This window comes from Ruegeria atlantica (assembly GCF_013032005.1).
GTDB lineage: Bacteria > Pseudomonadota > Alphaproteobacteria > Rhodobacterales > Rhodobacteraceae > Ruegeria > Ruegeria atlantica_A.
Window position 1 is genome coordinate 1,021,789 of the sequence record NZ_WQBE01000001.1, and the last position, 26,527, is coordinate 1,048,315.

At 58.4% G+C, this 26,527-nt stretch carries 26 protein-coding genes; 11 read left to right on the top strand and 15 right to left on the bottom strand.

The genetic code is table 11. The features are described from left to right. Positions 1 to 66: 66 nt before the first annotated feature. The 5 genes from GOX21_RS05080 to GOX21_RS05100 form a co-directional block, all read right to left on the bottom strand. Positions 67 to 495, bottom strand: coding sequence for a hypothetical protein (locus tag GOX21_RS05080; RefSeq protein WP_170375888.1), 429 nt, complete (start codon positions 493 to 495; stop codon positions 67 to 69). A 204-nt stretch (positions 496 to 699) separates the two neighbouring features. After that, positions 700 to 1,266 carry a sarcosine oxidase subunit gamma gene (locus GOX21_RS05085; RefSeq protein ID WP_170375892.1) on the bottom strand — a complete coding sequence of 189 codons (567 nt, stop codon included), beginning with the start codon at positions 1,264 to 1,266 and terminating at the stop codon, positions 700 to 702. Beyond that, positions 1,259 to 4,273 carry a sarcosine oxidase subunit alpha family protein gene (locus tag GOX21_RS05090; protein WP_170375894.1) on the bottom strand — a complete coding sequence of 1,005 codons (3,015 nt, stop codon included), beginning with the start codon at positions 4,271 to 4,273 and terminating at the stop codon, positions 1,259 to 1,261. The genes GOX21_RS05085 and GOX21_RS05090 overlap by 8 nt, the downstream gene beginning before the upstream one ends. Before the next feature lie 43 nt (positions 4,274 to 4,316). Beyond that, positions 4,317 to 4,646, bottom strand: a complete 330-nt coding sequence (locus tag GOX21_RS05095) for a sarcosine oxidase subunit delta (RefSeq protein WP_170349132.1) — start codon at positions 4,644 to 4,646, stop codon at positions 4,317 to 4,319. Positions 4,647 to 4,722: 76 nt separating this feature from the next. Next, positions 4,723 to 5,967 carry a sarcosine oxidase subunit beta family protein gene (locus GOX21_RS05100; RefSeq protein ID WP_170375896.1) on the bottom strand — a complete coding sequence of 415 codons (1,245 nt, stop codon included), beginning with the start codon at positions 5,965 to 5,967 and terminating at the stop codon, positions 4,723 to 4,725. On the opposite strand from GOX21_RS05100, the gene GOX21_RS05105 reads away from it, so the two are divergent. The 4 genes from GOX21_RS05105 to GOX21_RS05120 are packed head-to-tail and all read left to right on the top strand — an operon-like array spanning position 5,966 to position 8,096. Continuing rightward, on the top strand, positions 5,966 to 6,136 hold the full coding sequence (locus tag GOX21_RS05105; protein WP_170349134.1) for a hypothetical protein: 171 nt from the start codon (positions 5,966 to 5,968) through the stop codon (positions 6,134 to 6,136). The genes GOX21_RS05100 and GOX21_RS05105 overlap by 2 nt on opposite strands. A 26-nt stretch (positions 6,137 to 6,162) precedes the next feature. Then, a complete protein-coding gene (gene ccmI / locus GOX21_RS05110) occupies positions 6,163 to 7,383 on the top strand; it encodes a c-type cytochrome biogenesis protein CcmI (RefSeq protein WP_170375898.1) in 1,221 nt (406 codons plus the stop codon). Beyond that, positions 7,380 to 7,844: a Holliday junction resolvase RuvX gene (gene ruvX, locus GOX21_RS05115; protein WP_170349136.1), complete on the top strand. Its 465-nt coding sequence runs from the start codon at positions 7,380 to 7,382 to the stop codon at positions 7,842 to 7,844. Before ccmI ends, ruvX begins: the two co-directional genes overlap by 4 nt. Positions 7,845 to 7,862: 18 nt before the next feature. Then, the gene (locus GOX21_RS05120) at positions 7,863 to 8,096 is read left to right on the top strand and encodes a DUF1289 domain-containing protein (protein WP_170359116.1); all 234 of its coding nucleotides are present in this window, start codon (positions 7,863 to 7,865) and stop codon (positions 8,094 to 8,096) included. A gap of 250 nt (positions 8,097 to 8,346) precedes the next feature. On the opposite strand, the gene GOX21_RS05125 is transcribed toward GOX21_RS05120, so the two are convergent. The 5 genes from GOX21_RS05125 to GOX21_RS05145 all read right to left on the bottom strand — a co-directional run bounded on the left by GOX21_RS05125 (position 8,347) and on the right by GOX21_RS05145 (position 12,535). Then, complete coding sequence (locus GOX21_RS05125; RefSeq protein WP_170359118.1) at positions 8,347 to 9,075, bottom strand: STAS/SEC14 domain-containing protein; 729 nt, start codon at positions 9,073 to 9,075, stop codon at positions 8,347 to 8,349. A 33-nt stretch (positions 9,076 to 9,108) separates the two neighbouring features. Then, positions 9,109 to 9,891 carry a hypothetical protein gene (locus GOX21_RS05130; RefSeq protein WP_170375900.1) on the bottom strand — a complete coding sequence of 261 codons (783 nt, stop codon included), beginning with the start codon at positions 9,889 to 9,891 and terminating at the stop codon, positions 9,109 to 9,111. Then, positions 9,888 to 10,712, bottom strand: coding sequence for a sulfite exporter TauE/SafE family protein (locus GOX21_RS05135; protein ID WP_170375903.1), 825 nt, complete (start codon positions 10,710 to 10,712; stop codon positions 9,888 to 9,890). The genes GOX21_RS05130 and GOX21_RS05135 overlap by 4 nt, the downstream gene beginning before the upstream one ends. Before the next feature lie 40 nt (positions 10,713 to 10,752). Continuing rightward, entirely contained in the window at positions 10,753 to 11,778 is a 1,026-nt protein-coding gene (gene dusA, locus GOX21_RS05140; RefSeq protein WP_170375905.1) for a tRNA dihydrouridine(20/20a) synthase DusA, read from the bottom strand. A gap of 154 nt (positions 11,779 to 11,932) precedes the next feature. Further along, positions 11,933 to 12,535 (bottom strand): TetR/AcrR family transcriptional regulator, encoded by a 603-nt coding sequence (locus GOX21_RS05145; protein ID WP_170349142.1) that lies wholly within the window; start codon positions 12,533 to 12,535, stop codon positions 11,933 to 11,935. Positions 12,536 to 12,674: 139 nt separating this feature from the next. On the opposite strand from GOX21_RS05145, the gene GOX21_RS05150 reads away from it, so the two are divergent. The 6 genes from GOX21_RS05150 (at position 12,675) to GOX21_RS05175 (ending at position 20,196) form a co-directional block, all read left to right on the top strand. Continuing rightward, a complete protein-coding gene (locus GOX21_RS05150) occupies positions 12,675 to 13,139 on the top strand; it encodes a (2Fe-2S)-binding protein (RefSeq protein ID WP_170349143.1) in 465 nt (154 codons plus the stop codon). A gap of 3 nt (positions 13,140 to 13,142) precedes the next feature. Further along, positions 13,143 to 15,329: a xanthine dehydrogenase family protein molybdopterin-binding subunit gene (locus tag GOX21_RS05155; protein WP_170375907.1), complete on the top strand. Its 2,187-nt coding sequence runs from the start codon at positions 13,143 to 13,145 to the stop codon at positions 15,327 to 15,329. A gap of 137 nt (positions 15,330 to 15,466) precedes the next feature. Beyond that, a complete protein-coding gene (locus tag GOX21_RS05160) occupies positions 15,467 to 16,786 on the top strand; it encodes a glutamine synthetase family protein (RefSeq protein ID WP_170375910.1) in 1,320 nt (439 codons plus the stop codon). Positions 16,787 to 16,844: 58 nt separating this feature from the next. Continuing rightward, entirely contained in the window at positions 16,845 to 17,525 is a 681-nt protein-coding gene (locus GOX21_RS05165) for a type 1 glutamine amidotransferase (protein WP_170375911.1), read from the top strand. Continuing rightward, complete coding sequence (locus GOX21_RS05170) at positions 17,525 to 18,883, top strand: glutamine synthetase family protein (RefSeq protein ID WP_170349147.1); 1,359 nt, start codon at positions 17,525 to 17,527, stop codon at positions 18,881 to 18,883. The genes GOX21_RS05165 and GOX21_RS05170 overlap by 1 nt, the downstream gene beginning before the upstream one ends. 8 nt (positions 18,884 to 18,891) lie before the next feature. Then, the gene (locus tag GOX21_RS05175; RefSeq protein ID WP_170375917.1) at positions 18,892 to 20,196 is read left to right on the top strand and encodes an NAD(P)/FAD-dependent oxidoreductase; all 1,305 of its coding nucleotides are present in this window, start codon (positions 18,892 to 18,894) and stop codon (positions 20,194 to 20,196) included. A gap of 21 nt (positions 20,197 to 20,217) precedes the next feature. Here GOX21_RS05175 and GOX21_RS05180 read toward each other — a convergent pair whose 3' ends face one another. Further along, entirely contained in the window at positions 20,218 to 21,180 is a 963-nt protein-coding gene (locus GOX21_RS05180; protein WP_170375919.1) for a formylglycine-generating enzyme family protein, read from the bottom strand. A 227-nt stretch (positions 21,181 to 21,407) separates the two neighbouring features. Here GOX21_RS05180 and GOX21_RS05185 point away from each other — a divergent pair, with 227 nt between their 5' ends. After that, positions 21,408 to 22,622: a DegT/DnrJ/EryC1/StrS family aminotransferase gene (locus GOX21_RS05185; RefSeq protein ID WP_170375921.1), complete on the top strand. Its 1,215-nt coding sequence runs from the start codon at positions 21,408 to 21,410 to the stop codon at positions 22,620 to 22,622. 6 nt (positions 22,623 to 22,628) lie between these two features. Here GOX21_RS05185 and GOX21_RS05190 read toward each other — a convergent pair whose 3' ends face one another. From GOX21_RS05190 to GOX21_RS05205, 4 genes are all read right to left on the bottom strand, one after another. Then, entirely contained in the window at positions 22,629 to 23,294 is a 666-nt protein-coding gene (locus GOX21_RS05190) for a trypsin-like serine peptidase (RefSeq protein ID WP_254428448.1), read from the bottom strand. Positions 23,295 to 23,398: 104 nt separating this feature from the next. Next, positions 23,399 to 23,953, bottom strand: a complete 555-nt coding sequence (gene phaR, locus GOX21_RS05195) for a polyhydroxyalkanoate synthesis repressor PhaR (RefSeq protein WP_170375923.1) — start codon at positions 23,951 to 23,953, stop codon at positions 23,399 to 23,401. 135 nt (positions 23,954 to 24,088) lie between these two features. Continuing rightward, on the bottom strand, positions 24,089 to 24,535 hold the full coding sequence (locus tag GOX21_RS05200; protein ID WP_170349152.1) for a phasin family protein: 447 nt from the start codon (positions 24,533 to 24,535) through the stop codon (positions 24,089 to 24,091). Positions 24,536 to 24,666: 131 nt separating this feature from the next. Next, on the bottom strand, positions 24,667 to 26,469 hold the full coding sequence (locus GOX21_RS05205) for a PHA/PHB synthase family protein (RefSeq protein WP_170375925.1): 1,803 nt from the start codon (positions 26,467 to 26,469) through the stop codon (positions 24,667 to 24,669). Positions 26,470 to 26,527: the final 58 nt, after the last annotated feature.

Genomic DNA, 26,527 nt, shown 5'->3' on the forward strand with positions numbered 1-26,527 from the left:
AAAAATCCCCGGAATTCCCGGGGATTTTCTTTTTTCGAGTATACAAAACCAGCGAGCTTGCAGAACTCAGGAAGCGTAAAGGGACTCGATCGTGTTTATTGAACACTCTCCGAAACCCGATGGCCGGTTAAGCACATTGGCTTGAGGAAATCTTGCGATCATGTCCAGACGCTGTTTTTCCGGGTTCAGTGTGGCTGTATAACTTACATACACAAGCCCGCTATTTCTGGCGGGGATTTTCATTTTCCACATGAGCCTGTATTCGCCCGTGCGGGTTGTTTTGAATTTCACATCTTTGGGCTGCTTGTCATCATAGTGATGAATGTAGGCGTCATAAGCCCGCGCACGCTTGTTTTCCGCATCAACACTCAGGATCACACGCTCGGCGATCCATCCTTCTTCCATCCGGTGCAAGTTGCAGTCATAGGTGACGACTTCAGCTTTCGCTGTGGTTGCAGCCAAGGTCAAAGCCAAGGCGGCTATCGCTTTCTTCATCTTCTTACGCTTTCAAGTTTTACCAATAACACTATAGCTTGCAGCCTTATCCCACTTAAAACTCAATACAATCTTAAGGGGAGACTGCCTTTGCACCTCCCTCATAAAAGGGCATCGAAATGTTGCACAAGATGAAAAAGAAAGCAGCCGCCTTTTTTGGGAAAGGCGGCTGTTATTTGTAACTTTTCTGCGGGGTTTATGAGGTCAATAAAATCCAACCTCACTGCCTGGCTGCGCCGCAACCTTGAGCAGTTTGAACACGTAATCCGCGGCCGACCGGAAACAGACAACACGGAAGGTCTCGGCGTCGTCCATCCAGAACGCCCCTGCCACCTGCGCCAAGCGCGAGCGGCGGATTTGGCCAGGTTGGAACGCCTCGACCGACAGATCGACCGGGGCCAATTTGCCAACCACCTCGCGCGCGCTGGCGCCCGAGATGCGGAATACGGCCCGCGCGTCCGAGACATTGACCGCCAACGCGTGTGTGCCGCTAAGCGCGTTTGCCATTGCGGCCAACTTGGCCTCCACCTCGGCATACGGCACTAGCACCAGCAATTCGTCCGTGGACATCCAGCAAACGCCGGTGTCGCCATTGACCAGAGCTTCACGCTGGCCGGGTACTTTCTGGCCTGTGGCATCCTTGACCGCCTTGACCAGCACCTTATCGGACAGGTCGCCCCGCAGGGTGATCATACCCTGCAGGCCACATTCCTCGACTTTGACAATACCGTCATAGCTGGCGTGATTCAGTGCGCTGATGGGTTCAGACATTCTGCTTCTCCCCGTCTTTGTCATAGAAGATCGGGTCCACGATCTTGGCTTTATAGGTTTTGCCGTCGGTACCCGGGAACTCGACGATCTCACCCATCCGGTCGGGTCCGTGCTTGATCAAGCCCATGGCGATGCCTTTGCCCAGATTGGCCGAGTAATAGGTCGAGGTAACGCGACCGATCATATTACGCTGGCCGTTGGCGTTGACGCCGTCGCCTACTGCGTAAGCACCGTCGGGAATAACGGAACCATCCACAGTCTCAAGGCCCACCAGTTTCCAGCGGTCCGGATCGGCCATATGGGTGCGCGAATGGGCGCGTTTGCCGAGGTAGTCCTCTTTCTTCTTGGACAGTGCCCAGTGCAGCCCCAGATCTTGGGGGATCACGGTGCCATCGGTCTCATCCCCGATCATGATAAAGCCCTTCTCGGCCCGCAGAATGTGCAGACATTCGGTGCCATAAGGCATCACTCCGAACTCCTGCCCTGCCTCGACCAGAGCATCCCAGAACGCCTGCCCCTGAGACGCAGGAACGGCGATCTCATAGGACAGCTCGCCCGAAAACGAGATGCGATAGGCACGGCAGTCGAAGTCGCCGATCTTGCCATCGCGCCACTCCATGAACGGCAGCGCCTCTTTGGACACATCCATGCCGCCCAGCTTCTCCAATACCTTGCGGGCGTTGGGGCCGACAACGGCCACCTGAGCGTATTGCTCGGTCACGTTGGCGACATAAACTTTCCAGTCCCACCATTCGGTCTGCAGCCATTCTTCCATATGGCCGTGGATACGTTCCGCTCCGCCGGTGGTTGTGTGGCACAGCCATGTGTCCTCATCGATGCGGGCAACAACGCCATCGTCGATCAGAAAGCCGTTTTCCGAGCACATCAGGCCATAGCGGCATTTGCCGACCTTCAGCGTGGACATCATGTTGGTGTACATCATGTCCAGGAACTTGCCTGCGTCCGGGCCTTTGACGATCAGCTTGCCCAGCGTCGATGCGTCCAGCAGGCCGAGGTTTTCGCGCGTGTTCTTGACCTCGCGATTCACCGCGTCATGTACGGATTCACCGGGGCGGACATAAGCATAGGTCCGGCGCCAGTGGCCGACCGGCTCCCAATCGGCACCGTTTTTGTCGTGCCAGTCGTGCATCGGGGTTTGACGGATCGGTTGGAACACGTCGCCCCGCGCTTCGCCGCCAATCGACCCCATCGAGATCGGAGTATAAGGCGGGCGGAATGTGGTGGTACCGACTTTCGGAATCTCGGACTCCAACGCATCAGCAAGGATCGCCAGACCGTTGATATTGCTCAACTTGCCCTGATCCGTTGCCATACCCAGCGTCGTGTAGCGCTTGGTGTGTTCAACGCTTTCATAGCCTTCACGCGCCGCCAGTTGGACGTCGGACACTTTGACGTCGTTCTGGAAATCCAGCCAGGATTTCATGCGCAGTTGAACCTCGGCATTGGCGGGCATCAGCCAGACCGGCTCCATTGCGGCCTCGACCGTGGTTTCACCCTTCGGCGCGTCGGACGTCTTGGGTTTGAAACCTGCGCCATTGGCTGCGGCCTCACCTGCAGTTTGTGCGTCAGCCAGAACATCGCCCAGCGCCAGCGGGCCGTTGGCAGAACCGGCGGCCACGACAAAGCCTTCGCCGTTCGCGCCCAGCGGTGGACGTTCGGGGTCAGGACGGAAATGGGCGTTCGCGTCGTCCCAGATCAGTTTGCCACCGCAATGCGACCACAAATGAACGACCGGAGACCAGCCACCCGACATGGCAACGGCATCGCACTCAACTTCTTCGCGAGCGCCACCGATACCTTCCTGATTGCAGATCGCGACCTTTTTGACGCGCTTGCCACCTTTGACTTTGGCGACGGCTTTTCCGGGGTCCACCCGGATACCGAGCTGACGCGCCTCTTCGGCCATCGGGCCCGCAGCGGCACGTGCATCTATCACGCGCAGGACGTCCACTCCGGCCTGTTTCAGGATGATCGCGGTGCGATACCCATCATCATTGTTGGTGGCAACGATCACGCGCTCGCCCGGGGTGACACCCCAGTTCACCACATAGTCGCGCATGGCCGAAGCGAGCATCACACCCGGAACATCGTTACCCGCGAAAGACAGCGGACGTTCAATTGCACCGGTTGCGGTCACAACCTGCTTGGCACGGATGCGCCACAGGCGGTGGCGTGGGCCCTGAATGCCCGGAGTATGGTCAGTTAGACGCTCATATCCCAGCACATATCCGTGGTCATAGACACCCGCGCCCATGCAGCGCAATCGCATGGTAACGTTGTCCATTGTTTCCAGTTCGGAAACCAATTGATCCACGAACTTATCCACAGGTGCGCCATCAACGGTGCCACCATCGACCGGAGCGCGCCCTCCCCAATGGGCTGTCTGTTCGATCAGCATCACCTTGGCGCCGGACGCAGCCGCCGCCTTTGCGGCCTGCAGACCGGCCACACCGCCGCCGATTACCAGAACATCGGTGAAGGCATAAAAATGCTCATAGGTGTCCGCGTCACGGTTGTCTTTGTCGGGCGCTTTGCCCAAACCGGCCGACTGGCGGATGAACGGCTCATAAACGTGTTTCCAGAACGGCTTGGGGTGGATGAACATCTTGTAGTAGAAGCCAGCCGGCAGAAAGCGAGACAGATGCGTGTTCACCGCCCCGATGTCGAATTCAAGGTTCGGCCAGTGGTTCTGTGAAATCGCGGTCAGACCGTTGAACAACTCGGTCGTGGTGGCGCGCTGGTTCGGCTCGAACCGGTTGCCCTGCCCCAGACCGACCAGTGCGTTCGGCTCTTCCGCGCCGCTGGCGACAACGCCGCGCGGGCGGTGATACTTGAACGACCGGCCCATCATCATCTGATCATTGGCCAGCAGGGCCGAGGCGAGCGTATCGCCCTCGTACCCCTGCATCGAGGTGCCGTTGAAGGTAAAGGTGACCTGTTTCGACCGGTCAATCAGCCGGCCTTGTTTTGCGAGACGGGTGCTCATGTTGCGGACCTTTCGCAGGCGGAATTACGGGTGGTGACGCGGGTCATTCGAACTCTCTCCAAGTCCAGCCGGGGCGCTTGGCCGAGATGGCATCCTTAATCTCTTTCGGAGGTTCGGTGACCTGTGCGGAATACGTGCCAAACACCTCAAGTGTCTGGGTACAGCGCGCGGCGTGGAACCACTTGCCACAGCCATTTGCGTGGCGCCAGCGTTCCAAATGTACTCCTTTGGGGTTTTCGCGCATGAACAGGTAGTCGTGGAACTCGTCATCCGACGAGCCCGGACCGAAACGCTTCAGATGCGCCTCGCCACCAGCGGCCAGTTCGGTTTCTTCGGCGTCGACGCCGCAATACGGGCAATTCAGGATCAGCATGTGTTCATCCTTTTGGCGGTCGGTCGGCACAATGGCCGACCTGAATTCTGTTTGTGGGCAACCTCGAGCAGCGCCCTTAGTGCGCCACCCCGGCGGCAACGCTTTCGTCGATGAAGCGGCCCTCTTTGAAACGGTCCAGCGAAAACGCTTCGGTCAGCGGCGAATGGCCGGTGGCCATCAACTGCGCCATCCCCCAGCCGGACCCCGGGATTGCCTTGAAGCCACCTGTGCCCCAACCACCGTTGATGAAGCAGCCTTGTAGCGGCGTCTTCGACAGGATGGGCGAGCGGTCACCGGTCATATCCACGATACCACCCCACTGGCGCAGCATCTTCAGACGCGAAATCATCGGGAAGGTCTCGACCAGCGCGCGGACGGTTTCCTCGATATGGTGGAAGGACCCGCGCTGAGTGAAGTTGTTATAGGCATCAGTACCGCCACCAATCACCATCTCACCCTTGTCGGACTGAGACATGTAACCGTGCACGGTGTTGGCCATCACGACCACATCCATGCAAGGCTTGATCGGCTCGGAGACCAGCGCTTGCAGGGCGATCGCCTCAAGCGGAAGACGGAAGCCCGCCATCTCCGCCAGCTGACCTGAATGGCCTGCGACCACGATGCCCAGCTTTTCGCAGTCAATCGCGCCTTTGGTGGTATCTACGCCAACGACACGGCCGTCCTGAGAACGCACACCTGTGACTTCGCATTGCTGGATGATGTCCATGCCCATGGCCGAACACGCGCGGGCATAGCCCCACGCCACAGCATCGTGCCGCGCGGTGCCGCCGCGTTCCTGCCACAGAGCCCCCAGAACCGGATAACGCGGACCGTCGATATTGATGATCGGAACCAGCTGTTTGACACGTTCGGGCTCAATCCACTCCGTCTGCACGCCCTGCAGCGCATTGGCATGGGCGGTGCGCTGATAACCGCGGATTTCGTGCTGTGTCTGCGCCAGCATCATCACACCGCGGGGGCTGAACATGATGTTATAGTTCAGGTCCTGGCTCAGGTCCTCGTACAGACCACGCGCCTTTTCATAGATCGCCGCCGACGGGTCCTGCAGATAGTTCGACCGGATGATGGTCGTGTTGCGCCCGGTGTTGCCGCCGCCCAGCCAGCCTTTTTCGATCACGGCGACGTTCTGGATGCCGTAATTCTTGCCAAGATAATAGGCGGTCGCCAGACCATGCCCCCCTGCGCCGACGATTATCACGTCGTACCGCTTTTTCGGTTCGGGCGAGCGCCACGCGCGCTCCCATCCGGTGTGATAGCGCAGGGCCTCCCGCGCCACAGCAAAGGCTGAGTAGTGTTTCATGAGCGAATCCATCCGGTTCGGTGATTGGCGCAGATATGCCGTGCGCGAACACTTTACCCCTGCCGCACAGCGCCACAATATCGAACTATTGCGACATCCGCCCTTTTATTGCGACATGACGTCCTCTCGCGGCCATTTGTCCCTTTTGTCGCCCCGCCGAGAGGTCTAAGTCAGGGCAGCCAAATCGGAGAAACCATGTCGTTCCTGGTCGTCACCATTCTAACCGCACTGCTGATTGCCCTGTTCCTGGGCTTTTCCCTGCTCCGCAGCCGCAAAACGCGTGAGCCTGCGGCGGCATATGATCTGCGTGTCTATCGCGAGCAACTGGCGGGCGTGGACAAGGATCTGGCCCGTGGCGTTATCGGCGAGGCCGACGCAGACCGGGTCCGCACGGAAATCTCACGCCGCATTCTGGCCGCCGACGCGCAGATGCAGGCCGGGGTTGATCGCGCCGGACCTCCTCGCTGGGCCAGCGTTACCGCCTTTGCTGTCATCGCGCTTGTCGTCGTGGGCGGTGCGATCTGGATGTATCGCCAGATGGGTGCCGCAGGGCTGCCGGATCAGCCCTTGTCGCTGCGGCTGGAGCAAGCCGAAACTCTGCGTGCCGAACGCCCCAGCCAGGCCGAAGCCGAAGCAGCCGCCCCGCCCGCACAATTGCCGCAGCTGGATGAGAGTTATGCCAATCTTCTGAATCAGTTGCGCGAGACTGTTGCAGCACGCCCCGATGATCTGCAAGGCCATATCCTGCTGGCTCAACACGAGGCGAATGCAGGCAATTTTCCCGCCGCTTACGAAGCCCAGCAACGTGTGATCGAGCTGTCTGGCGACGATATACCCGCCGATGCCTTTTCACATCTGGCCGAGATGATGATCCTGTCCGTGGGCGGCTATGTTTCGCCCGAGGCCGAAGAGGCATTGAGGCAGGCGCTGAAACGCGACCCGCGCCATGGGCCGGCGCAATACTACCTAGGGCAGATGATGGTGCAGATCGGGCGCCCCGACGTTGGATACCGGGTCTGGGTCGATGCCCTCCGCGATGCCCCTGTCAGCGCGCCATGGGCCGAAGCCATTCGGGCCCAATTGGACGAGCTGGCTTTCCGCGCCGGGGTATTCAACGCGCCTGAAATACCTGCTGCCCCCGGCCCCAGTCAGGGTGACGTCGACGCCGCAGCCGAACTGACACCGGAAGAACGGCAAGAAATGATCAAGGGCATGGTCAACCAACTGTCTGAACGTCTGGCCTCTGAGGGCGGTTCACCCGAGGAATGGGCGCGTCTGATTGCAGCCCTTGGCGTGTTGGGCGAAGGTCAGCGGGCCATCGACATCAAAAACGAGGCTATGGAAGTCTTTGCCGGAAATGCCGATGCCATCGAACTGATCGACGCCGCCGCATTGCAGGCCGGAATTGCACAATGATTCACGACGCATTCGAAGAATTTGCTGCCGCCCTACCGCCGATGACTGCGCTGATGGGTCTGGATCTGGGCGAAAAAACCATCGGGGTCGCCGTCTCGGACCGGATGCGCGGTGTGGCCAGCCCGTTGGAGACCGTACGGCGCAAAAAATTCACCCTGGATTCCGCGCGATTGCTGGAACTGATCGCTGACCGCGAGATTGGCGGTGTCATTCTGGGTCTGCCGAAAAACATGGACGGAACCGAAGGCCCCCGCTGCCAATCCACCCGCGCCTTTGCCCGAAACCTGTCGCGGCTGACCGAGGTTTCCATCGGGTTCTGGGACGAACGGCTGAGCACGGTTGCGGCCGAAAAGGCACTGCTTGAGGCGGATACGACACGAAAACGTCGCGGACAGGTTATCGATCACGTCGCGGCTGGTTATATTCTGCAAGGGGCGCTGGACAGGCTGCGCTTTCTTTAGTTGCAACGGGATACGGCAATGACGAACATGGTTTGGAAAAGGAACGAGGTCGAAAGCCCCTGTATCCAGATCTGTGTCGTTCACCCGACCGAACGTATCTGCACCGGTTGCTACCGCACGATTGATGAAATCTCGCGATGGTCCAAAATGGACAGCAACGAGCGTGCTGAGATCATGGAAAACCTGCCCTCACGCAAACCCCAGCTGACCAAACGCAGGGGTGGTCGTGCCGCACGCCTGAAAAAGTCTTAAATTCTATCCAGATCGAGGACATGGACTGAATATGCGCCGCTGCAGGTTGGTCTGAACTTCGAGGGGGATCAAGTTCGAACACTTGTGGTGAGTGAGTGGCAACCCACAGCGACGCGCTTCAGTTTTCAGGTTCCTCCGAAGTGGTTACGCGGAAGAACAAGGCATTGCTAATCGTTTTTTGACCATTCAATCAAGAAAAACTAAGCCTGACCTAGCATGACCTGACGTAAGCGTCAGGTTTAATCTTGGCCTACCCGGCAGCCAGCCAGGATTTGGCATTTTCGATATCCTCAGATGCAAAGAATTGAGTTCTCGTGCCCAGAACATGACTGGCCGCCCGTTGCGCCATATGTTGCCACGTTTTGTCCCCAACGATGGCCGCGCGATCCAGCATCCCGGCATGTTTCCGAACCAGTTTGAAATGCGATGCCAGCGCTGACAGACCCTGCCAGCCGTCAAATTCCCGCAAGTCGATCAACAGCCGGAACCCCTCCTTGGCTTGCAACAGGTTATCGAGGTCCCGTTCCGCCCGGCTGAATTCGTCGGGGTCCAGCTTTCCCAAGAGGCTGATCTGAATGCACGGCCCACCCAGATCAACCACGTGAATCGACCCCAAAGATTCGCGCATCCAGCGTCGGGCGGCCTCCAGTTCGGAAAGCGCAAAGACTTGCACCGGGCATGGCAGGATCGGGGCAGCCAGGCGGATACTGGTCTTTACCCAACCCTGATCCGCCGCCACGCCAATGCGATCAAATCCGCGCCAGTGGCTCAGCCCCAGCTTTGTATCGGCCCAAGCGGCACTCAGATCGTAACCCTTGAATTCCGGCTGAACGACGGCCAGCAGACGCACGTTTTCATGTTCGGTCAATGCGGCCTCGATAGCGGGCACCAGAACCTCGCTGTAATCAGTACTGGTCACCTCGCCGGACAGTTCGACTTCCAGCAATGCTCCGTCCGAATTCCTGTGGACCGTAATCATCAAAAACCTCCAAATCCGAATAATGGCAGGAGGTTAGGCGGATTCGATCCATTCGGCTACTCCCCCGGCGCACTCGGGGCGGAAATAGGCGATCATGCGTCCATCCGCCCCGGCCGAGGCATTGGCGCCCCATGGGGCCACCCCATGCAGGCAATGACGGTGCAACAGGTAGGCCTCACCGGGTTTGGCGGGCAATTCGATGCGTGGGCAAGTGTCGAATACTTCGCGGCGCGCAGCCTGATATGCCTCGGTTATATCCACCTGATGCAGACTATTGCGTGGGTGCCCGTCCAGCGCGTGTTTGAACGCGGCGCGCAGGATTTTATGACTGCCTTCCCACAGCACCATGGGGGCGGCATCAATACTGGCATCGTTCAGAGGAATGCCCAATATCCACGCATGCGGCTCATCCACCCGCCGCCGCCGATCCGGTCCCGCAGGCCGCAACCCGTCCACATGTGCCGCGTCCCGCTTTAACCGATACTGCCCGGCGCTGGCGCTTTCACCCTGCCGCGGGCGTGGATAGCCGGGGTAGATGACCGAGACCTGTCCCTTGTGCAGCGGCAGTTCTCCGTAATGATCGGTGATGAAATCCATGGCTTGGCCAGACAACACCCCCGATTGCCCAACCCTGCCCCGCGGGTCATTGTCCAGCGCGTCGACGCCAATAAACCATGTCCCCTCACAATCCAGCCATTGGGCATGGGCTGGGTCAGTGACAGATGCACGGGCAGCGGGCAGCGCGTGCCCTACCCACTCGGCCAGCACCGGATCGAAGGGGAACCTGATCCAGCCATTTTCGTGAAAATCGCTCATAACCCCAGTGCCTTACGCAGCATGTTCAGGGCGACCAGCGTCAGGAACACGGCAAACACGCGTCTGAGGGGTTTGGGGTTCATCGCATGAGCCAGCTTTACCCCCCACGGCGCGGTGATTGTCGTCATGGCGACAACGATACCAAAGGCAATCAAATTTACCGCCCCGATGGTCAGTGGCGGGCGGTGTTCCGGCGGAACGTCCAGAAACAGAAAGCCCAGAACCGAAGGCACCGCGATGATCACGCCAAAACCGGCAGCAGTTGCCACGGCGCGGTGAATGGGCGTGTTGTAAAGGCTCATCAGTGGCACGCCGAAACTGCCGCCTCCGATCCCCATCAACACTGAAAGAAAGCCCACCGGGGGCGACAGTACGGCACGTTTGATCCCTTTGGGCATGGCGTCACCCAACCGCCATTCAGATTTGCCTAGCCCAAGATAGGCCCCGATGACCATCCCCAGCACGCCAAACAAAATCTGCAGAACCTCGGTCCGCAGCGCCGAGGCCACCAGAACGCCGATGATCGCCCCGACCGCAATCCCAGGCCCCCAGCCGCGCAGGATTTCCCAGTCCACTGCGCCTTTCTTGTTGTGCGACAGCACCGATCGCACAGAGGTCACGATGATCGTCGCCAAAGAGGTCGCCAGACACAGCTGCATCAACTGCGGGCCGCCATATCCAAGCGTCTGGAAGGCATAGAAAAAGGCGGGCACCAGCACGATACCCCCACCAACACCCAGCAATCCGGCCAGAACACCGGCCAGCGCCCCGATTACAAGCAAAAGGCCCAGCATCTGGGCCAGCAACATCGTCTCGGGCATCTTCCCCCCCATAGCGGCCTGTGGCCGTATCTTGATCCGCTCAAACCTCGACCAGAGGCGCCACGCGCTCCAGTGCCTGCAACATCACCTCGGGGCCCGCGCCCTCATGCACCGCGCCTTCGGACAAGGCCCGCCGCCAGGCCCGCGCACCGGGGCGACCGGCAAACAAGCCCAGCATATGACGAGTGATCTGGTGCAACCGGCCCCCTTCGACAAGGTGAGCCTCAACATAGGGAACCATTTCCTGCACAACTTCGACTGGATCAGCGGCCTGCCCGGTGCCGTAGATCAGCGGGTCGGCTTCCGCCAAAATGTCGGTCGGCTGATGGTAGGCCGCGCGACCAATCATGACGCCGTCCAGCCCTGCCTCAAGATGCGTTCGCGCCTGATCCAGAGAGGTAATGCCCCCATTGATCGAGATATGCAGATCGGGAAATGCCGCCTTCATCCGGTGAACCAGATCATAATCCAAAGGCGGAATATCGCGGTTTTCCTTGGGGCTGAGACCCTGCAACCAAGCCTTACGCGCGTGGATCGTCACCCGTTCGCAACCGGCCGCGCGGATTTGGTCCAGAAATGTTGGCAGAACCTCTTCGGGGTTTTGTTCATCCACGCCGATCCGGCATTTGACCGTCACGTCAACATCCACAACCTCACGCATGGCAGATACGCATTCGGCAACCCGACCCGGGTCCTTCATCAAAACCGCCCCAAATGTGCCGGACTGCACCCGATCCGAAGGGCAGCCGCAGTTCAGGTTGACCTCATCATAGCCCGCCTCGGTCCCAAGCCGTGCTGCCTGCGCCAATTCCTTTGGGTCGGACCCGCCCAGTTGCAACGCTACGGGGTGTTCCTGAGGGCTGTATCTCAGCAAATGCATCGCCCCACCGCGCACCAGCGCTGGGGCCGTCACCATTTCCGTGTAAAGCAACGCCTGCCCACTGAGCAGCCGGTGCAGATAGCGACAGTGCCGATCCGTCCAGTCCATCATGGGGGCAACGGACAGACGGGCCGCGCGCCTAAGTCCACCCCCTTTCAGGGCTGTGTTTTCTGCTAAATTCGACATACTTTCCACGCCCGTCTTGGCCTTGTTCCTCAGGGGATCATTTCAGAACAGCCCTGTAGCACTATTTCGAGATCGAGTGCCACTCGGAATGCCAAATTGTCAGTTTCGTGACGAATCTCAGCCAGGGCGGATGATATGTGACGGGTTTTGACCCTTACACCGCATAACGGCTGATCATCATTTCGACGCTGTTTTCGATGGTTTCGGCCATTTCGGCCTCGCTCAGCACAGACCCGGTGAACAAAAGGGGCCAAAATGCGCGCGCTTTGATCAGGCCGATGAATTCGCGCCCCGCCTGTTCCGGATCGTCGATCCGCAATTGCCCGTCCTCGGCTGCATCCCGCATCATGCCGATGAAGGCAGCAGTTTTGTCTAGTTTGCCTGTCGCCTCGGCAGCAAGGGCCGGGCTGCGCAAGGTTTCGCTGATCACCATCCGGGACATCGCCATCACATCCGGCATCATCAGGATGCGCCCTTCGGCCCAGGCCAGTTCGGTCAGTTGTTCGCGAATATCACGGCCTTTTTTGTACCGGATTTCGACCACTTCGGCAAAGCGGCTGGACAGCTCGATCACAATCGAGCGAAACAGGTTTTCCTTGCTTTCGAAATACTTATACAGCGTACGCTTAGACACCTCGGCCTGCGCCGAGATGCGATCCATGCTGGCTGCGGCAAAGCCCTTGTCCTGGAACTCGGCCACAGCAGCTTCGATGATCTGCGCGTATTTGGTCGCATTCGGTGCGCTGCATTCGGTCATGTCAGAGCTATAGACCTATTGACAGGGGGCGGTCAAATCCTAGGTAAACGCAGGAGTTTACAAGGGCGATATTCTGTGCCACTAGTAAACGCGCCAGTTTACCGACTCAGGTAACCAGCCCAACACGGAAGGTCCCCTCATGGCACTGACATTGAAACTGAATGGCGAAACCCACACGGTTGACGCCGAACCCGGCACGCCCTTGCTGTGGGTAATCCGGGATGAATTAAAACTAACTGGAACCAAATTCGGCTGCGGCGTCGCCTCGTGCGGTGCCTGCACCGTACACCTGAATGGCGAGCCCGTACGCTCGTGCCAGACCTATATCGAAGACGTCGAAGATGCCGAGATCACCACAATCGAGGCCGTCGGCAATGACAAGATCGGCGCCGCCGTTCAGCAGGCCTGGGTTGAGTTGGACGTCGTTCAGTGCGGCTATTGCCAATCGGGTCAGGTGATGTCGGCCGTTGGGCTGTTGTCCGAAAATCCCACCCCATCCGTCGAAGAGATTGACGATTACATGCACGGCAATGCCTGCCGCTGCGCCACCTATCAACGCATTCGCGCCGGCATTCAGCGCGCGTCCGAAATACTGGAGGCCTGATCTATGACCATCAACACCTCTCGCCGTGGGTTTCTGAAAGGGGCCGCCGCTGCCGGTGCTGTTCTGCTGGTTGGTGCGCGTGCCGATGGCGTGCTGGCTGCGACCTCATCCGAGACTGCGCAATTCAACCCCTTCGTCAAGATTGATGCGAATGGCACAGTGACGGCCATCGTCAAACACTTTGAAAAAGGTCAGGGCCCCGCAACCGGCCTGCCGACGTTGATCGCCGAAGAAATCGGTCTTCGCATGGATCAGATCGACTACGAATTCGCGCCATCTAACGCGCAGATTTACAACAACCTTCTGTTCGGCCCCTTTCAGGGCACCGGCGGGTCGACCGCGATGGCGAATTCGTGGATGCAATATCGTCAGGCCGGTGCCGCCGCGCGCGAAATGCTGATCGCTGCCGCCGCCCAAAGCTGGGGCGTGGATGCCGCGGGTATCACCATCGACGAAGGCATCGTCAAAGCGGGCGACCAATCCGCCCCGATTGCCGAGTTTGTGGCTGCGGCCTCTCAGCTAGACGCGCCCACCGAGCCGCGCCTGAAAGACCCATCGGAATTCCGTCTGATCGGCAACGAATCCGTGCGCCGCAAGGATTCCGCCATCAAAGGCAACGGTCAGGCCATGTATGCCATGGACGTTCACCTGCCAAACCAGATGGTCGCCATGATCAAGCGCCCTGAGTCAAAAGGCGGTATCGCCAACGGCTTTGACGACAGCGCGTCGAAAGAAGTCAAAGGCTATATCTCAGCCGCCGTTCTGCCCAATCAGGCAGGGGTCGCGGTTTACGCCGAAAACACCTGGGCCGCGATCCAGGCGCGTGACGCGCTTGAGGTTGATTGGGATATGTCGGGCGCGGAAACCCGCCATTCGGATCAGATCAAGGCCGAGATCATGGCCGCACTGGATGCCGAACCAACTTATAACGTGAACAAGGCGGACTTCGCAGCAGTCGCAGCAGCAATCGACGGGGCAGACAAGGTCATCGAAAAGACCTTTTACTTCCCGCTGCTGGCGCATGCTCCGATGGAGCCTCTGAACTGCACCATCGAACAAACCGCCGAGGGCGACATCGTCTTGCATGACGGTGCGCAAATGCCGACCGGCCCGCACATGGCGTATCAGCAAATCTTCCAACTGCCGCCCGAAAAGATCCACATCAAGACGATGCTGGCAGGCGGGTCGTTCGGGCGTCGCGCGACACCAGATGCGGATTACCAAGTCGAGGCAGCGCTGGCCTTTGTGGTCACCGACCGCTCGCGCCCGGTTAAGCTGGTCTGGACGCGTGAGGATGACATCCGCAGCGGCTATTACCGCCCTGCCTTTGGTCACAAGGTCCGTGTGGGCCTGAATGCCAATGGCGACATCGTTGGCTGGCAACATCAGGTAGCTGGCCAATCGGTCATCAAGGGCACTCCGTTTGAATCCGTTCTGGTGCATGACGGGATCGACCACAGCTCGATCGAAGGTATCGCCGACAGTCCTTATGCCATCCCCGGAATGGCGCTTGGGCTGACCGACACGCCGAAGGCAACGACGGTACTGTGGTGGCGCTCTGTGGGCCACACCCACACCGGCTATGTCATGGAGACGATGATGGATGCAGTTGCCGAGGCCGCAGGGCGCGATCCAGTGAAGTTCCGACTGTCGCACCTTGCCGACGCCAGCAACCCGGATCAGGCACGCAAAGCTACGGTTCTGAAACTGGCGGCTGAAAAAGGCAACTGGGGCAACGCGCCTGCAGGTCGCGCGCAGGGTATCGCAGTTCACAAGTCCTTTGGTTCCTATGCAGCTCAGGTTGTCGAGGTATCGGGCGATCCGGAAAACGGCATCAAGATCGAAAAGGTCACCTGTGCAGTCGATTGTGGCATTGCGGTGAACCCTGATGTGGTGCGCGCGCAGATGGAAGGCGGCATCGGTTACGGCATCGGGCATGTCATGCGCGATCAGATCACGCTGACAGATGGCACTGTGGATCAATTCAACTTCCCGGATTATGAGCCGCTGCGGATTGGCGACATCGCCGCGATTGACGTACATATCGTTCCATCAGCCGAGGCACCCACAGGTGTTGGCGAACCGGGCACCCCACCCTCGGCACCGGCGTTGGCCAATGCAATCAACGCATTGTCAGGCACGCACGTAGCCGAACTGCCAATGGCTGAAAACGGCGTCAGCTTCGTTTAAAGCCCCTGCTCCGCGCCGTCCCCCTCTGGCGCGGAGCAACTTGCTGCAAAACCACCGCGGCAATAATTTGATCAAATTTAGTGACAAGGCGCGTTTAACCCATTACATCTCGGGTAACTCGAAGGATGGAGACCCCGATGGACCTGAGCGCCCTGCACAGTTTTCGCGTTGCTGCATGTGACCTAAACGGTCAGATGCGCGGCAAGCGAGTGCCGCCCTCATATGCCGACAAGCTGACTAAAGGCGCGGTGCGGATGCCCTTTTCCGCGTTGAATGTGGATCTATGGGGCGCGGATATCGACGGCAGCCCGCTGGTCTTTGAATCCGGTGACGCCGATGGAATGCTGCTACCGACGGACCGCGGGCCGGTGCCGATGCCTTGGCTGGAAGCAGACACCGCGCTGGTCCCGATGTGCTTGCATGATGACGCAGGTGTACCCTTTACAGGTGATCCCCGCCATGCGCTGACTGCGGTGCTGGAACGCTATGCTCAGCGCGGATGGTCTGTCATCGCAGCGACCGAACTGGAGTTCACTCTGCTGGACGCATCCGGCCCCCAGCCGCAGCCTCCAATCAACCCGGTCACAGATCGGCGGCTGGCGGATGAGGCGGTGTTGTCCATGGCCGAGATGGACGCGTTCGACGCGTTCTTCACCGATCTCTACGACGGGTGCGCGGCAATGGGCATCCCAGCCCAAACAGCGATATCCGAAAGCGGCATCGGCCAGTTCGAGATCAACCTGAACCATCAGGAGGCCATGCGCTGCGCCGATGATACGTGGCTTTTCAAGACCTTGACGCGTGGCCTTGCCCGCAAACATGGGTTTACGGCCACATTCATGTCGAAACCGTACGCCGATGACGCGGGCAACGGGATGCACGTGCATTTTTCGGTCGTTGATGAGAAAGGCCGGAACGTATTCGACAATGGCGGGCCTGAGGGTACTGATCTGCTGCGCTGGGCCGTTGCCGGATGTTTGTCGGCGATGCCGGGCTGCACGCTGATTTTTGCGCCCCACGGCAATTCCTACACGCGCCTTATACCCGGCGCGCACGCCCCGACTGGTGCCAGTTGGGCCTATGAAAACCGCACCGCCGCCCTTCGCATTCCCGGCGGTGCCCCTGCCGCGCGGCGGATCGAACATCGCGTCGCGGGCGGCGACATCAACCCTTATCTGATGCTGGTGGCCGTGCTGGGTGCCGCGCTGAACGGGATCGAGGACGAGACCGAACCCCCCGCCCCGATCTCGGGCAATGCATATGAGATCGACAGCCTGCCGCAACTGGCGGCAGATTGGGGTGCAGCCATTACCGCGTTCGAAACCGACCCGAACGTAGCGCGCATCTTCCCCGCCGATCTGATCCGCTTTTTTGCCATGACCAAGCGGCAGGAAATGCGCCGCTTTGCCGACCGCCCGGCGGAAGAACACTGGCTAAGCTATCTCGAAGCGGTATGACCCTCTTGCCCGCGTGAACCCGGTGGGCTAGAATAAATTTGATCAAATTTGGTGACCCATGAAAATCGGCATCCTACTGACCGGCCACCCTCCTGACGTATTGCGGGACCAGTTCGACGAATATGACGCGATGTTTCGCGCGCTTCTGGACGGCAACGGCTTTACCTATGAAACCTTCGCCGTCGTGGACGGGCAGTTCCCAAAAGATGAGCTTCAGGCCGACGGCTGGGTCATCACTGGCTCGCGCCACGGCGCGTATGAGAACCACCCGTGGATACCGCCTCTTGAAGATCTGATCCGCGCCATACGCCAAAGCGGACGCCCCCTGATCGGCGTCTGTTTCGGCCACCAGATCATTGCGCAGGCGCTTGGCGGGAAAGTCGAGAAATTCAAAGGCGGCTGGGCCGTTGGACGCACAGACTATGAATATGACGGCCAGACCATAACGCTGAACGCCTGGCATCAGGATCAGGTGATTGAATTGCCCGAAGACGCGCGCGTGTTGGGCACAAACACATTCTGCCATAACGCGATGGTGGCCTATGGCGACAACGTCTGGACGGTGCAGGCGCATCCGGAATACGGCGATGCCTTCATTCAGGGCCTCATGAACACGCGCGGAAAAGGCGTTGTGCCCGATGCACTGATGGAGGCGGCAGCCAACCGCCTGCCCGCCCAGAACGACAATCCGAAGATCGGGCAGTTGATGGCCGAGTTTCTGAAGAAAGAGAGGGCCTGATGGCCGACTGGAAAGATCAACTGCCACAGGCAGCCCGAACTTATATCGACGGCCAACGGCTGGATGAGGTTGAATGCATCATCTCGGACTTACCCGGTATCGCCCGTGGTAAGGCTGTGCCCGCCTCAAAATTTGCAAAGCAGGCTTATTTCCATCTGCCCGACAGCGTTTTCTACCAGACCATCACCGGTGACTGGGGTGAGGCCGCGGGCGAGGATGGGTTTATCGAACGGGACATGATCCTCAAGCCTGACTTTTCGACCGCCTCAGCCGCGCCCTGGACGGGCGACTGGACACTGCAAGTGATCCACGACGCCTATGACCGGGATGGAGAGCCGATCCCCTTCAGCCCTCGCAACGTGCTGAAACGGGTGGTGCAGATGTATCACGACAAGGGCTGGAAGCCGATTGTCGCACCTGAAATGGAGTTCTTTCTAGTCGCCCGCAATGTCGATCCGGCGCAGGGGATCAAGCCGATGATGGGTCGCTCGGGCCGCCCGGCGGCGGCTCGTCAGGCCTATTCAATGACGGCAGTGGACGAGTTCGGCCCAGTGATCGACGACATCTATGATTTCGCCGAACACCAAGGGTTTGAGATCGACGGCATCACGCAAGAAGGCGGCGCGGGTCAGCTGGAAATCAATCTACGCCATGGCGATCCGGTCAAACTGGCGGATGAGGTGTTCTACTTCAAACGCCTGATCCGCGAAGCCGCTTTGCGTCACGATTGCTTTGCCACCTTCATGGCCAAGCCGATCGAGGATGAGCCGGGCTCGGCCATGCATATCCACCACTCGATCATCGATACCGAGACCGGGCAAAACATATTCTCTGGCCCACAGGGCGGTGAGACCGACGCGTTCTATAACTTCATTGCCGGGCTGCAGAACCACCTGCCCGCCGGGCTGGCCGTGATGGCGCCTTACGTGAACTCCTACCGTCGCTACGTGAAAGACCACGCCGCACCGATCAATCTGGAATGGGCACGTGATAATCGCACCACTGGTATCCGCGTACCCCTGTCCGGGCCTGAGGCGCGGCGGGTCGAAAACCGTATCGCCGGGATGGACTGCAACCCTTATCTGGGCATCGCGCTGTCGCTGGCCTGTGGCTATCTCGGCCTGACACAGCAGGAACGTCCCCGCCGTCAATTCTATGGCGACGCCTATGAAGGCGAAGGCGATATCCCGCAGGTTATGGGCAGCGCGCTTGACCTGTTTGATGAGGCCGACGCCCTGCATGAGGTCCTTGGCCCAGAATTCGCCCGCGTCTACAGCATCGTCAAACGCGCAGAATACGAGGAATTCCTGCAGGTGATCTCTCCGTGGGAGCGTGAGCATCTGCTGCTGAACGTCTGAGGTACGCGATGAACCTGCTCTATTCCAACGACCGCAAGGCCGAGTATCCGGCCAGTTGGTATGCGGCGACGGCCAACTCGGTGGATCGGTTTCCGGCACTCTGCAAAGACGAGACAGCCGATGTCTGTGTCGTCGGTGCAGGCTACACCGGCCTGTCCGCCGCGCTGCATTTGGCCGAAGCCGGGCTCAACGTGGTGCTGCTTGAGGCGCACCGTGTGGGGTTCGGCGCGTCCGGTCGCAACGGTGGTCAGTTGGGAAGCGCCCAGCGCATGGACCAGGAAGACCTCGAGCGGTTGGTTGGAAACGATGATGCGGCCAAGCTATGGGATCTGGCAGAAGACGCAAAAGATCTGGTCAAATCTCTGATCGCTAAGCACCAGATCGACTGTGATCTGAAACCCGGCGTAGCCGTTTTGGGCCTGAGTTCGGGCGAACAGGAAGACCTGCACAAACACGCCGCACATCTGTCCGACCGTTACAGATACGATCAAATTCAGTTGCTGGACGAGGATACCGGGCACGCGCTGTGCCCATCACCCACATACAAAGGCGGGTATCTGGACATGGGCGCGGCTCACTTGCACCCGCTAAATTTTGCCCTGGGTCTGGCACAGGCCGCGGTAAAGGCCGGGGTGCGTATCTTTGAGGGCACTGAGGTCACCGGTATCGACGAAGGCCAACCCGCCAAGGTGCAGACGGCGAACGGAACGGTCAGTGCCGACCACGTTATTCTGGCCTGCAACGGCTACCTTGGCGATCTGAATCGCAAGGTGGCCTCAAGGGTCATGCCGATCAATAACTTCATTGCGGCGACCGAGCCATTGGGGGCCGACGCCGCCCGCGTCCTGACGCAGGACGTCGCGGTCGCTGACACCAAATTCGTGGTGAATTACTTCCGCCTCAGCGCAGATGGTCGCCTGCTGTTTGGCGGTGGTGAGAGTTATGGCTACCGTTTCCCCGCCGACATAGCCGCCAAGGTGCGCAAACCTATGACGGAGATCTTTCCGCATCTGCATGATGTGAAGATCGACTATGCTTGGGGTGGCACGCTGGCCATCACCATGCGCCGCATGCCCTACCTGACGCGGGTTGCGCCGAATATCCTGTCGGCCTCGGGCTATTCAGGCCACGGAGTGGGTACCGCTACCCATGCTGGTCAATTGATGGCACTGGCCATACAGGGACAAGCCGAAGGGTTCGATACCATGGCCCGCGTCCCCGCCCTGCCCTTTCCCGGTGGCTCCGCCCTGCGCAGCCCGTTGCTGGTTCTGGCAATGACGTGGTTTGCGCTGCGGGATCGGTTGGGGTTTTGAGGGCGAAGAACACCAGCGAATTTACTTTAACTCTCTCAAGATACGGAAACCGTTTGATGTTGATCTCGCGGTTGGCTCCACCCTGCCCCGTGTGGCCACACGTGAAAAATCCATTGCTAGCCAAAAGGCTCCATTGCGCCCTGCTCTTGCCGAACATCCTGGCTCCAACGCCTTATTCAAGTAAACGCTTGACGTGCTCCAAAGTTGATGTGTTTCCGTCCAACAAGACATCGTTAACTCAGCCACATTCCCCGACATGTGTCGCAACCCCCAATCATTGGCGGAGTCAAGCTCGTCAACCGGAACCGGGTGACCACGCCTCGCTAGGTCTGGCCTCTTGACCCCAAGCATTTCTTCGGTGGGTTTCCCGTGGAAATTTACCTGATCCGTGGTGACGTCTTCACCTTGCGCAAACGGGGTTTGTGTCCCTGCACGAGCTGCGTATTCCCACTCGGCCTCTGTCGGAAGGCGGTAAACATCTGCCCCAACTTTATTGTTGAGCCATCGCGCGTAGGCCAATGCATCCAGATAGGACACATCAATAACAGGATGATTTCCGCGAATGTCAGCGCATCGGTCTCTGTAGGGTAGAGAGATACAATCTCTTGGGTAATGCCCCCCACACCCTCCATCATCTACACAGGCCATCCATTGCTCGTGGGTAACTTCATTTCGCCCCATGGCCACAGGCATATCGACCGTTACTGGATGTACCGGCCCTTCGTGATGCGCGATATAGGGCTCTTCGGGCGTTGCAAGTCGAAACCCTTTTGCGTCCCAGTGAAAGTTTCGTTTTGCTTCCCCCGGAGGGGCTCCCATCAGAAACTCACCCAAGGGCAAGGCAATCATTTCAGGGCATACATCGCATTCCTGAAAAATCTCAAGCGGTGTAACTTCAGTGCCATCCGAAAGCACATATTCCGCATGTACTGCCGAAGCGAACGTTGAAAGCGCCCAAAAGCAGGCGAAACGTGCGAATGTCAAAGCCGTGATCCAACCTATCAAACAAAAAGCGTAAAGGTTGGGTCATTGGCACCTTACTGCCCCCGAAGTTGCAAGCTCAAAATACTTTTTGGGACCTGTCGCAGGCTGACCTGCGACCTTCCGACTATGAAGGATTGGTGAAATTTCGCCAACATGGCGATTGAGGGGTTTTATTGCCCCCCATTTAGCTTTATCTTTCCCAAAGTTAGAATTTGGGAAAATCAAATATGACGCTTCCTCCAAACGTTCATGACGCCGAACCCATCCCCGAAGCCGCAAAAGAAGCCATCGACGCCCTGATGCAGTCGGGAGACCTGTTTCGCTATACCGCGCCACAGGATGCGCCGGTGGCTCTGCTCGAGGCGGAATTTGCCGCTTTGCTGGGAACAAAATACGCGTTGGCCGTGTCATCGTGCTCGGCCGCATTGTTCCTGTCTCTCAAAACGTTGGGCTTGCCTCGGGATGCACGGGTTCTGATCCCCGGCTTTACCTTTGCTGCCGTGCCCTCGTCAGTCGTGCATGCGGATTGCATTCCGGTGCTGTGTGAGGTCGGCGAGAATTATCGCATCGACATGGAAGATTTTGCCACCAAGCTGGACGGCGTACAGGCCGTAATCATCAGCCATATGCGCGGCCACACGTCCGACATGGATGCCATCATGGCGCTGTGCAACGAACGCGACATCCCGGTGATCGAGGATGCGGCTCATTCGCTGGGCACAACCTGGCATGGGCAGAACATTGGCACCATCGGCAAGGTGGGGTGCTTTTCATTCCAGTCCTACAAGATGATCAACGCGGGGGAAGGCGGCATCCTGATCACCGACGATGCCGACCTGGTGGCCCAAGCCGTGATCATGTCGGGCGCTTATGAGCACAACTGGAAGAAGCACAAAACCCCGCATGGCGACAACTCGCCCGAGTTGGAGCAAGCCTTTGCCCGCTGGCAGAACCAGTTGCCGCTGTATAATCTGCGTATGAGCAACCTGAGCGCTGCCGTGATCCGCCCCCAAATCCCCGAACTGGCGCGGCGCGTGCGGGATGGCCTGTCTAACCACGACTACGTGGCCGAACGGCTGAACACCTCGTCCCATATCGACGTCCCTGCCCCCCTGACACCCGAACGCCGGGCACCGGACTCGATCCAGTTCAATCTGGTCGGAATGAATGAGGCCGAAATCCGCGCCTTTGCGGCGGCTTCAGAGGCACGCGGTGTCAAAGTTCAGGTTTTCGGCCTGAGCGAAGACAACGCCCGCGCCTTCTGGAACTGGCAATTCCTGCCCGAGAAGTTCGACTTGCCGCAGACACGGGACATGCTGATGAAAGCGTGCGACGTCCGTCTGCCTGTACGGCTGACCAAGGAAGAACTGGACGTGATCGCCGATATTCTACTGGCTTCGGTCGGCGAGGTGACCGGCCCGGTTCCCGTCTACGGAACTTGATAAGGCTTACGGATCGAGGTCAAACACCTCGGTCGACAGAAACAGGGCTGTAATCCCCTCGGGGGTTACACCCACACGCGACAGGATCGCCGCGACTTGGGGGCCGGTCGGCGTGTCCACTAAAAGCGGCGCACCGGAATCTCCCTTCATGACCGGGCACAGCGACAAGACCATTCCACCTTCAAGGGGACGCGGCGCACAGGTCAAAGTCCGACTGAGGACATGAGGCCGAAGACCGGAATACCCCGCAACAAACGACGAAGGCTTCAACGCAGATGCCAACGGCAGATAACCAACCGTTTGACCAATAGGCTCGGTCAATTCCAGAACCGCCCAGTCCAATTCGGTACGGTCGTCGAACGCCCCGTCAGCGCCTTGTTCCGGATGCAACTTATACCCATCGATACCCGCAACGGCCGTGACCTCTCCGCGTTGATAGCCAGCGGCAAACCGGATGCTAGAGGGCGGTATCCAGCGTTTGCGTGGGGAATTGTACAGGCAATGCGCAGCAGTCAGGACCAGCCGGTCAGACACCAATACGCCAGTACAATGTGACCTTCGATCCCTGCTGGCGAAATTGAGGCGCCCAATGGCACGCCATGGGGGCTGATCGGCATCCAGGATCTCGCGCGCACGAATGGCATCGCACCCTTCTTCGGATTGGGTGCCCATCGTGCAAACCGCAGACCAGCCTTCTGAAAAAACGCCCTGTGATGACACCGGGTGGGCCCAAAGCACCGCAACACTCAGGACCAGCCAGCGCAACACAACAGACGTCAGTTCAACTTGGAGAGCTTTTTCTGCAACTCAGCCAGCTGCTTTTTGATGTCATCCAGATCTTCTTTCGATTCCGGATTGGCATCTTCACCTTCTTCTGGGCCTGACCAATTGCCTGACAGCCCCCCGGTCATCGCCTTGAGGAATGCCTGTTGCTGCGCCTGCATGGCTTCGAAACCCGGTATCTGCGACATCGGGTTCATGGCATTCATATTCTCCATCATCTTGCTCTGGCTTTCGCGCAGCATCTCAAACGAACTTTGCAGGAATTGCGGCATCATCCCGCCACCCGGAATCATGTAGCTGCGCACCAGATCGTTCAGAACGTTGACCGGCAGCACATTTTCACCCCGGCTTTCGTGTTCGGCGATGATTTGCAGTAGATATTGCCGGGTCAGATCGTCGCCAGATTTCAGGTCAATGATCTGCACTTCGCGCCCATCGCGGATGAAGGTCGCGATATCTTCGAGCGTAACATAGTCGCTGGTCTCGGTGTTATACAGCCTGCGGCTTGCATAGCGCTTGATCAACAGCGGTTTTTCTTGTTCTGGCACCGTTTGCCCTCCCCAAGGATGATGCGTTGCAGCAGAGATTATGCGACCGCAGAACAAAAAGAAAGGGCAGGTCCTAAGACCTGCCCTGCGCGATTGCACCAAATGGGAGGAGTGGGTGCGCCTCGCGCCCAAATTTTACTTGGTGGCTGCAGCTTTTTTGGCAGCAGCAGTCACGTCGTTGGTGGCTTTCTGAACAGCAACGGTTGCTTCTTCAGCAGCGTCTTTACCAGCGGCCATCAGCAGCTCGACGGTTTCGGTCTGCAGTTTTTTCGCGATTTCAGCGAAAGCAGCCATGTTTTCAGCAGCAACTTCAGCCGACGCGCTTGCGAAGTCGGTTGCGGCTTTTGCGTATTCAGCAGGCTCGGCCTTTGCTTTCGACATCTCGGTCAATTTGGACAGTGTGTCTTTGGTCCATTTGTTCGAGATTTCAGCCGACTTCTCTGCTGCTTCCAGAGCAACACCCGACAGCTTTTCGTTCAGCGAAGCGGTCGATTTGAAGGCACCTTCCAGAGCGGTGGTGTCAACGGGGAATGCACCCATCATGTCTTTCAGGGTCGCGGTAAAGTCTTGAGTCTTTGCCATTGTCCTAATCCTTTTTGCCGAACCGGGCCCACCCCGGCTTTCATCAGCTTGAGGACAATATGATTGCTGCAATGCAGCATTGCAAGTTTTTTCTTGCTGCATTGCAGAAATTCTTAAGTTTCAAAATGAAATCAGCTGTTTGGATCGGCCACCACATAGGTCCCGGGTGCTGGTGCAAGCCGTGGGTGATCCGAATCGCCGGTATCGCGGGCAGGAACCTGCTTGCCGGATCGCTTCTTCAACCAGGTCTCCCACAGGGGCCACCACGAACCTTCGTGGAAGTCGGCCTCTTTCATCCAGGTGTCCGCGTCCACCTTCAGATCGGGGTTGGTGTAGTGGCCGTATTTCTTCTTGCTGGGCGGGTTGATGATGCCTGCGATGTGACCGGATTCCGAGACGACAAAAGTCTTGGAACGTGACCCCATCTTTTGCACACCACGATAGCAGTCTTTCCAAGCAGCAATGTGATCCGTCTGACAGGTGATCGCCATCAACGGCACGTCCACGTCACTGACATGCAGCTTGTGCCCGAGAAGTTCGAACCCGCCTTCGGCGAACTCATTGCGCTGGCATAGCCCGCGCAGGTATTGCACCGTCATCTTGGCAGGCAGGTTGGCCCCGTCCCCATTCCAGTACAGCAGATCAAAGGCTGGCGGCATCTCGCCCAGCATATAGCTGCGGATGGCTGGACCGTAGACCAGATCGCGCGAACGTAGGAAGGACATGGTGCGCCCCATGATCCATGAGCGCAGAATGCCTTCTTTGTTTACCTCTGCTTCAACCCCGTCGATGAAGTCGTTCTGCAGAAATGGCGTAAACTCGCCCTGTTCGGAAAAATCCGTCAGCGCAGTAAACATGGTGGCCGATTTGATCGACTTGTCGCCGCGCTGCTTCTGCAACGCCAGGGTCAAACTTAGAGTAGTACCAGCAATGCAATATCCAATCGCGTTCACCTGCTTGACCTTGCAGATTTTCTTAGTTTCTTCGATCGCGGTCAGAAAGCCATCTTCGATATAGTCTTCCATCCCAACATCCGCATAGCTTTCATCAGGATTGATCCAACTGACCACAAACAGTGTATAGCCTTTTTCAGTGATCCATTTGATCAGGCTGTTCTGGGCCTTAAGGTCAAGGATATAGAACTTGTTGATCCAGGGCGGGAACAGCACGATCGGTGTTTCATACACCGTTTCAGTCGCGGGTTTGTACTGAATCAGTTCCATCATACGATTGCGATAGACCACATCGCCCGGAGTGGTCGCCAGATTGCCGCCGACCTCAAACGCGCTTTCATCGGCCAGTTTGACAACCAGCTCGCCGTCATTGGCCTCAAGATCCGAGACAAGGTTTTCCAGCCCTTTGATCAATGACTGCCCTTCGGTTTCAACCGCCTTTTGCAGGGCGTCTGGATTGGTTGCCAGGAAATTCGTGGGGGACATCATGTCGACAATTTGCTGCGAGAAGTATTTGAGGCGGCGTTTGTCCTTGGCATCCAGATCCTCAACCGAGGCCACGGCCTGCGCGATGGCTTCTGCGTTGGTCTGGTATTGCTGCCGGATCAGACGGAAATAGGGGTTGGTTTCCCATAAGGGGTTGGAAAAACGCTTGTCCTGGGGTTTGGGCTGGTCATCGTCAGCCTCGCCCGTGGTCATTGCTTTTTGGGCTTCGGCGAAGTTCAGAACCGACTTGCCCCAGTATTCTATCTGTTGTTCCAGCAGTTTTGCCGGATTTTGCCAAGCTTCGGCCCAATAAGCTGTTGCTGCTCGTGCGAAAAGCTCTTGATTCGGGCCATCCAAAGCGGGGGTATGAGGCTTTTTGGCCGACATGACTTCGATCAGCCGCTTCGAAAGCGCCTCGACCTTTTCCATATTTTCTTTAAGGCGTTCAACGTTTTCTTCGGTTAGTTCTGGCATCTGATCTTCACTTGTTGTCATTTTAACAATTCCCCCCTAACCTCGCTGCTACGCAGAATAACGTCGTGGGTGTCGGGGG